Source organism: Nitrincola tibetensis, from assembly GCF_003284585.1.
Classification (GTDB): Bacteria; Pseudomonadota; Gammaproteobacteria; order Pseudomonadales; family Balneatricaceae; genus Nitrincola; species Nitrincola tibetensis.
In genome coordinates this window covers 1-6744 of sequence record NZ_QKRX01000029.1, presented here as the reverse complement: position 1 = coordinate 6744, position 6744 = coordinate 1, and the positions used below count along the sequence as shown (strand labels likewise).

General features: G+C 45.3%; 9 protein-coding genes. 8 read left to right on the top strand and 1 reads right to left on the bottom strand.

The genetic code is table 11. From position 1 onward, the window contains the following. Positions 1–459: 459 nt before the first annotated feature. The 8 genes from DN062_RS18270 (at position 460) to ltrA (ending at position 6521) form a co-directional block, all read left to right on the top strand. Positions 460–684: an addiction module protein gene (locus tag DN062_RS18270; RefSeq protein WP_036507850.1), complete on the top strand. Its 225-nt coding sequence runs from the start codon at positions 460–462 to the stop codon at positions 682–684. Beyond that, positions 681–974 carry a type II toxin-antitoxin system RelE/ParE family toxin gene (locus tag DN062_RS18265; protein WP_036507853.1) on the top strand — a complete coding sequence of 98 codons (294 nt, stop codon included), beginning with the start codon at positions 681–683 and terminating at the stop codon, positions 972–974. The genes DN062_RS18270 and DN062_RS18265 overlap by 4 nt, the downstream gene beginning before the upstream one ends. A gap of 160 nt (positions 975–1134) precedes the next feature. Beyond that, entirely contained in the window at positions 1135–1743 is a 609-nt protein-coding gene (locus tag DN062_RS18755) for a transposase (RefSeq protein ID WP_205126779.1), read from the top strand. 105 nt (positions 1744–1848) lie between these two features. Next, a complete protein-coding gene (locus tag DN062_RS18750; RefSeq protein ID WP_205126778.1) occupies positions 1849–2676 on the top strand; it encodes a transposase in 828 nt (275 codons plus the stop codon). Positions 2677–2878: 202 nt separating this feature from the next. Beyond that, entirely contained in the window at positions 2879–4078 is a 1200-nt protein-coding gene (locus DN062_RS18255; protein ID WP_112160723.1) for a phospholipase D-like domain-containing protein, read from the top strand. A 101-nt stretch (positions 4079–4179) separates the two neighbouring features. Beyond that, entirely contained in the window at positions 4180–4683 is a 504-nt protein-coding gene (locus DN062_RS18250) for a P-loop NTPase family protein (RefSeq protein WP_112160722.1), read from the top strand. Positions 4684–5064: 381 nt separating this feature from the next. After that, positions 5065–5277 carry a hypothetical protein gene (locus DN062_RS18245; RefSeq protein ID WP_205126777.1) on the top strand — a complete coding sequence of 71 codons (213 nt, stop codon included), beginning with the start codon at positions 5065–5067 and terminating at the stop codon, positions 5275–5277. A 5-nt stretch (positions 5278–5282) separates the two neighbouring features. Then, the gene (gene ltrA / locus DN062_RS18240) at positions 5283–6521 is read left to right on the top strand and encodes a group II intron reverse transcriptase/maturase (protein WP_112160721.1); all 1239 of its coding nucleotides are present in this window, start codon (positions 5283–5285) and stop codon (positions 6519–6521) included. A gap of 104 nt (positions 6522–6625) precedes the next feature. Here the strand turns inward: ltrA and DN062_RS18235 are convergent. Continuing rightward, on the bottom strand, positions 6626–6744 hold a 119-nt coding region (locus DN062_RS18235; protein ID WP_133256783.1), incomplete at its 5' end, for a type II toxin-antitoxin system RelE/ParE family toxin.

Genomic DNA, 6744 nt, shown 5'->3' with positions numbered 1-6744 from the left:
GTGGCCATGAGCCAGTGACCTGTTTAGGTGAGTGTTCGAGTGAATTGATGACATTACACAACGAAGTGCCTCTGGTGCTGCCGAACAGTAGCTAGTTCTCACACAGTGGTATTGTCATGCACAATTATATCAGGTCGGCTCTGAGGGTAGTGTGTTGCCAAACAACAGAAATATGGCTATAAATGTTCATTAAAGCCACAAAGTAAATAAGCTTTAAGGGATTGAAATCGAGTTACACGACAGTGCTGGTTCGAATGAAAGGTGCTAACGCCACGGAACCCCCACCGATCACAAAAAGCAAATTCCCTAGATTAAGTGCTGAGCGGCGTTCAACAGGCGGTTATAGCTGCGGCTGCGCCGCTGTATAACCGCTTATTTGTTAAAGCGAAAAACCGAGTCGTTGCTCCTAGTCCCCATCCGTGTCAAAATTGAGCGATACACGAATGAGAGGATCCCTCCATGAATCTCCAGAAAATTGAAGACGAGGCTCTCCACCTTCCTAAAAAGGAGCGAGCCCAATTAATCCAGCGACTGGTATTGAGCCTAGAGTCTCCGTCAGAAGAAGAGCTCAGATCCGATTGGTTGCTTGAGGCCCGGCGTAGAGGCGAAGAGCTCGATAATGGCACAGTTCAGGCTGTGTCCGGTGAGGATGTCATTAGGAAGGCTAGAGCACTCATCAAATGAACTATTCTTTTCACCCGGCAGCGGAAGCCGAGTTCCTGGAATCGGTTGGCTATTACGAATCAAAAGTTCCGGGATTGGGTGGAACCTTCATAGAGGAATTTGAGGCCCTGGCCAATTTAGTCGGCGAGTCACCAAAAGCCTGGCAAATTGAGTTGCCGCCAGATATCCGTAGAGCACCCCTTCACAGATTTCCGCTATCCGTTGTTTACCGAGAAAAGTCTAATGGTTTTCAAGTCCTTGCTGTTGCCCATGACCGGCGACGTCCGCAGTACTGGCTAGGCAGGCTTTAACAATCGGCTGCACAGCGACCGATTTTCCGCCGCTTTACTGCTCCAAACCGGCGCGTGAGCAGGGCGTTGAGACTGTCGGATTAGTCCCAGAGCCCTTGGCTTATGCGGCAGATGAAGGCTAAAATCCGTTAACTGAACTTTACCTCAGAGGTGGCAAGGGATGGCGCGGTATAAACACTACGATTACAACCAAACCAAGATGATACCTCTGCGGTTTTCGGATCAGATCCAACCTGGCACGTTCGAATATACGCTGAATCATGTCGTGGATAATGATTTAGATCTCAGCGTGTTTGAATCTCGCTATCGAAATGATTATAACGGCGCGCCTGCCTATGATCCGGCAATTCTGCTGAAGGTCGTGTTATTCGCTTATTCCAGAGGCATCAGCAGCAGCCGTAAGATCGCTCAGGCCTGCCGTGAGAATGTACTGTTCATGGCATTGTCAGCTGACAGCCAACCCCATCACAGCACCCTAGCCGATTTCATCGCTCGAATGGATGAGGTGATTGCACCCTTGTTCACACACGTTCTAATGGTGTGTGATAGCTTAAATCTAATCGGACGGGAGATGTTCGCGATTGATGGCTGCAAGATGCCCTCGAATGCCGCCAAGGAGTGGAGTGGCACACATGCAGAATTGAACCGTAAGAAGGCAAAAATTGATCGCGCCGTGGGGCGAATGCTTAAAGCGCATCAAGCGGGTGATCAACAGGATCAACCCCTAGAAGTCACTGCCCGCGAGCGTGCTCAGATCGTGAAGCTTTAAAAGGTTTCAGCCAAGATAAAAAAACACTTAGAAACGGCACCTGAGCGGTACGGTCAACGGGGTACACCAGTTAAAGGCAATATCACTGATCCTGAAAGTGCCAAGATGAAGACATCTAAGGGCGTGATTCAGGGCTATAACGGCGTGGCCGCTGTGGACAGCAAACACCAGATTATAGTACATGCCGAAGCCTACGGTGCTGGGCAGGAACAACACACCTTGGAGCCGATGCTGTTCGGTATCCAGCGTCAGTTCAAGCAGTGCTCAGGAGATGAGCATATCCTGCAACATGCACGGATCACGGCTGATAGTGGTTTCCACAGCGAAGCTAATATGAAGCTGATCTATCGCCACGGTATTGATGGCTATATCGCAGATAATCAGTTCCGTAAGCGTGATCCTAGGTTTGCAGACTCGATCACTTTCAATGAAGCTAAGGCTCAACGCCGCAAAGAGCGTGGTGGTCAGGTAGAGCAGCGCTTTACACTTGCCGACTTTGATTATGATCCTGTGACGGAAACCTGCCGTTGTCCGGCGGGTAAACCGATGTGGAAACGCTTTAAGGGTAAGATCGCCGACCAAGACATGATTAGCTTCCAAGGTTACCGCCAGCATTGCCGAGATTGCCCATTAAAGCACCAGTGTCTGCGCCGAGTGAGTCAAACGGATGGACGCCAAGTGAGCTTTGCACTGAGTGATCGCAAAGCTGCACCGGGGTTTATTGAGAAAATGAAGCAAAAGATAGACAGCCCGATGGGTCGGCATATCTACAGCCAGCGATTGGGCACGGTAGAACCCGTGTTTGGTAATCTAGAAAGCAATAAGGGACTGAATCGATTTACATTAAGGGGTAAAAACAAGGTCAATGCGCAGTGGTTAATGTACTGCATGGTGCACAATATCGAGAAAATAGCGACACAGGGGCAACAGTGAGATGAAGTACAAGAATTGCGGATAAAGTAACCTTGAGTCCATCAGTTATTGAGTGTAGGTTGTTTGAATAGATGATTGAGATCATCGATTTGGGCGGTAAATAAATATTATAATAAAGGGCGGGGCTGTTGATGCTGGGGATTTTGATTTCAAAATGTCTAATCCGACAGGCTCGTTATGCACCTATTACATAGAGAAACTGATGATGATTCCACATACAAAAAAATACTACAAAGGTAAATGTCCGAGTTGTCGTAGCATCATTGAGTTTCACAGTATCCACTTTACCATTGATAATGATAAAGGGGAGATGGTTTCAACTTGTAATAATTGCGAAGCGATGTTCAGGATTGTTACAAGTAATCCAGATGAATCTTACATTGCTTATGGTGCTCGTAAGAACTCTTCAATTGACTATGAGATAGAGCCCGCCTCAGCATACCCTGATATTTCAGATGTCGTTCGGTTTGAAGGAAGCTTGAATGACACGAAGATGATTTTCGATCCAAATTCGAAACCGTTATATGTATGCAGCTCATGTGGTGAGGGCCTTGAGAAAAAAGCATTTTCAAAGCTGGAAGAAACTTTCTCTAAAATAATTCAAGCGTATCATGATTACACAACAGTCGATATAAAGGGTTATGGGTTTAATCCTGAAAAAGCCATTTTCAAGCTGAATTTAATTTGCTCATGCAATAAAGAGTATTCGGCTGTCTTCTACAAAAAATATGATCATAATGGTTTCGATATTTCTGATTTTAACCTTGGTAGTATCATTAGCTCCACGCCTCTTGATAAAATTATTGATGGAACCATGTCAAAAGATGACTGTATGGAGCTGCTAAAAAAAGCGTTAGTTAGGTGGGAATTGTTGTTCGATAAAATTTTGATAATAACTCCTTTTGTAGGTAATCAATATTTGTCTGATGAGAAGCTTATTGATACGTGGTTCAGTATTCTTTCACAAATATCGAAAGACAAGGCAAAATTAATCACAAGAAGCGCCTCATTAAAAAAAGTGAAGCAAGCTATCAGTAACCATATCTTAGATTATGAGTTTTTGAAAGATTATGACCTTAGTGTTACACATATAGACAAAGCCATAAAGCTTCAACCGTCGCATGCTAAAATATATTGCGGCTTTTCTGAGAATTACAGTGAAATGATTCATGGCTCAGCAAATATTGCCTATGGCCCCAGTAGAGAACAAATTTCATTTAGAAGCTATGGTTCATACAAAGACTTGTACGATAGCTTTTTGGCGCCACTTGATATTAAAGATGCTAGTGCTCTCGAATATTCGAATATGCAAGAAAAAGGTTCGAATGTATTATTTGAGGAATCGGAAGGGTTCAGGGCTAAGCAAATTCTAAAAGAAGATTTTGCGGGCATTATAATATAGGCCCGCATTGTAGGCGCATAACAATTTGCTGCACTCGGAAAAATTACTCGCTTCGCTCGCAATTTTCCGGTGAGCAAGGCGTTAGGCATCAAGGAAATATCGTGCAGTACCAAAGAATTCATATAATAGGTGGGCCAGGTAGTGGCAAGACCTATATTTCTCAAAGGTTACAGGGAATCACTAATTTAACTGCTTTCGATTTGGATGAGATTTTTTGGGACCAAAGCCAATATACGTATATTCGAGCTAGTGAAGAGTCTAGAGCGGAAAAGCTCAATTTGATCTTGTCCAACGAGAAATGGATTATTGAAGGAGTGTATTACAAGTGGTTAGACGTATCGTTTAAAAATGCTGACATAATCGTAATATTAAACCCTCCCCTGATTAAACGGCAATGGCGGATCCTAAAGAGGTTTTTGATACGTAAGTTCTTCTTAGGAGAGTATCAGAAAGAAACTTTCAAAGACTTCACTGAGCTGTGGCGATGGAACAGAAAGTTTGATGACGATAATATGGTTAGAATTAGCGAATTCATATCGCAGCATAAGGAAAAAATCGTTTACTGCTCTAGTTATAAAGAAGTTGTGGGCGCGTTGAATGCCTAACAAGCCAAATCTGTTCATGCCCGCTAACAACCGCTCCGCGGCGGGCATCGGACGCAATTTCGCTGCGCTTGTGTGTCATGACGAAAGGCTAACCTCCTTTCTTGCTGTATTAAAGATGAGGGCAGGCCCCTCGGTTCCGGCAACCAGATGCAGGAATCAAACCGCCCTATGCGGCACGTATTAAGAGTGCATGTCGTGAGCGATAGGGAAAAGGCAGTACGATTAACTGTCAGGTAAGTTCAGAAGAGATGAACGAAAGTGAACCGCCGATGAAGTGTCGATATGTAAAAATGTTGTCGAAACTGGGAAATGAGCGTCTTCCTAGGACGAGTACAGACGTGAGCTGGAAACGGGCTGTGTGGCAACCGGCATAGAGGCGGCATGAATTCTGAACAGGCTTTAGTATGGAACATGAGAACCTGTTGCTCTGATGATAAGGGAGACGCGCAAGTGGAGACCCCACGAGGCCAGAGTACCGATGCAGAGCGCAGGGGCGGACTGCTGCGTAGTAGTGTTGAAGTTCTTGTAATGAGAATGGAGCGAAGGCGGCAGCACGTTCAGTTTGTTTCTGAAAACCAACCAGAAATGGGATGAGTTGAATGACACAAACAAAACCGTTTACGATACCAAAATCACTTGTGTACGAGGCATATAAGCGAGTCAAAGCAAACCGAGGAGGCGCTGGTATTGATGGTGAGAGCCTAAAGGCTTTTGAAGTCGATCTAGGTAAGAATCTGTATAAGGTTTGGAATCGCTTGTCATCGGGTAGCTATATGCCACCGCCAGTGATGCGTGTTGAAATTGAGAAAGCTGGCGGCGGTGTACGTCCATTAGGTATTCCGACCGTGAGTGATCGCATCGCGCAAATGGTGGTAAAGCTACAAATAGAGCCTTTGTTAGAGTCCCATTTTCATGAGGACTCCTATGGCTATCGGCCTGGGAAGTCAGCTCATCAAGCGTTGGAGAGAGTAAAAACTCGCTGCATACGTCGGGCTTGGGTTCTGGATATGGACATAGAAGGCTTCTTTGATTCAATTGACCGAGAATTGCTCTTAAGAGCAGTTCGCAAACATATCAAAGAAAGATGGCACTTGCTTTATATCGAACGATGGCTAAATGCACCCGTACAGCACAAGGATGGAAGGCTCGAATACCCGCAACGAGGAACACCGCAGGGTGGTGTCATTAGTCCGTTGCTGGCCAATCTGTTTTTGCATTACGTGTTTGATGTTTGGGTAGAACGGCACTGGGGTGGTATACAATTTGAACGTTATGCGGATGATATTGTGTGCCACTGTGCAAGCTATCATGAGGCGCAGCGACTTCGTTCAGTGTTGGAGCAGCGCTTTGAAATGTGTGGCTTGCAGCTACACCCAAAGAAAACTAAAGTTGTGTATTGCAAGGGTGGATATAATCGACAAAGTTTTCCGGTAGTGGCATTTGATTTTCTTGGCTATACGTTCAGACCTCGTTGGATTAAAACACGACGAGGCGATATGGGGCTGTATTTTCTGGGTGGCATCAGTCAGAAAGCCGCTAAGGCGTTGCGCCATGAAATCAATCGTTGGCCATGGTCGTATTGGTGTCATAAAGAGCTGGTGGATATACGTGCCTATGCACTGAGTCGCCTGAGAGGGTGGTATCAGTATTATGGGTTGTTTGGAAAAAGTATTATCCGCAATGTATTGTTTCATTTTGACAAGCGGCTAAGTCGCTGGGGACTGAAGAAGTACAAGAAGCTCAAGACGTTGATGCAGGCAGCAAAACGAGTGAATAAAGTTCGGCGGGATTACCCATGGGCTTTTCCGCACTGGCGTAAGGTATTGTTAAATAGTTGAACGTGAAGAGCCGTATGAATTGAGAGGTTCACGTACGGTTCTGTGAGAGGCTGAAGGGGAGGTTCATTTGGCCTACTTGACCATTGCGCCGCAGTTTAGGAACGTTATGCGCCAAGTATCGGATTAACATCCATACTCTTATGAAGAATACGGATGATTTTAATTTGTTGACTGCCGATCTGTTGATAAAAGATGACGTGGCTACCTTGAGGGAATTTACGAT

What these genes read in the sequence shown, in the direction of transcription:
- DN062_RS18270 (WP_036507850.1), top strand. Translation starts at nt 460, where the DNA reads ATGAATCTCCAGAAAATTGAAGACGAGGCTCTCCACCTTCCTAAAAAG.
- DN062_RS18265 (WP_036507853.1), top strand. Translation starts at nt 681, where the DNA reads ATGAACTATTCTTTTCACCCGGCAGCGGAAGCCGAGTTCCTGGAATCG.
- DN062_RS18755 (WP_205126779.1), top strand. Translation starts at nt 1,135, where the DNA reads ATGGCGCGGTATAAACACTACGATTACAACCAAACCAAGATGATACCT.
- DN062_RS18750 (WP_205126778.1), top strand. Translation starts at nt 1,849, where the DNA reads ATGAAGACATCTAAGGGCGTGATTCAGGGCTATAACGGCGTGGCCGCT.
- DN062_RS18255 (WP_112160723.1), top strand. Translation starts at nt 2,879, where the DNA reads ATGATGATTCCACATACAAAAAAATACTACAAAGGTAAATGTCCGAGT.
- DN062_RS18245 (WP_205126777.1), top strand. Translation starts at nt 5,065, where the DNA reads ATGAATTCTGAACAGGCTTTAGTATGGAACATGAGAACCTGTTGCTCT.
- ltrA (WP_112160721.1), top strand. Translation starts at nt 5,283, where the DNA reads ATGACACAAACAAAACCGTTTACGATACCAAAATCACTTGTGTACGAG.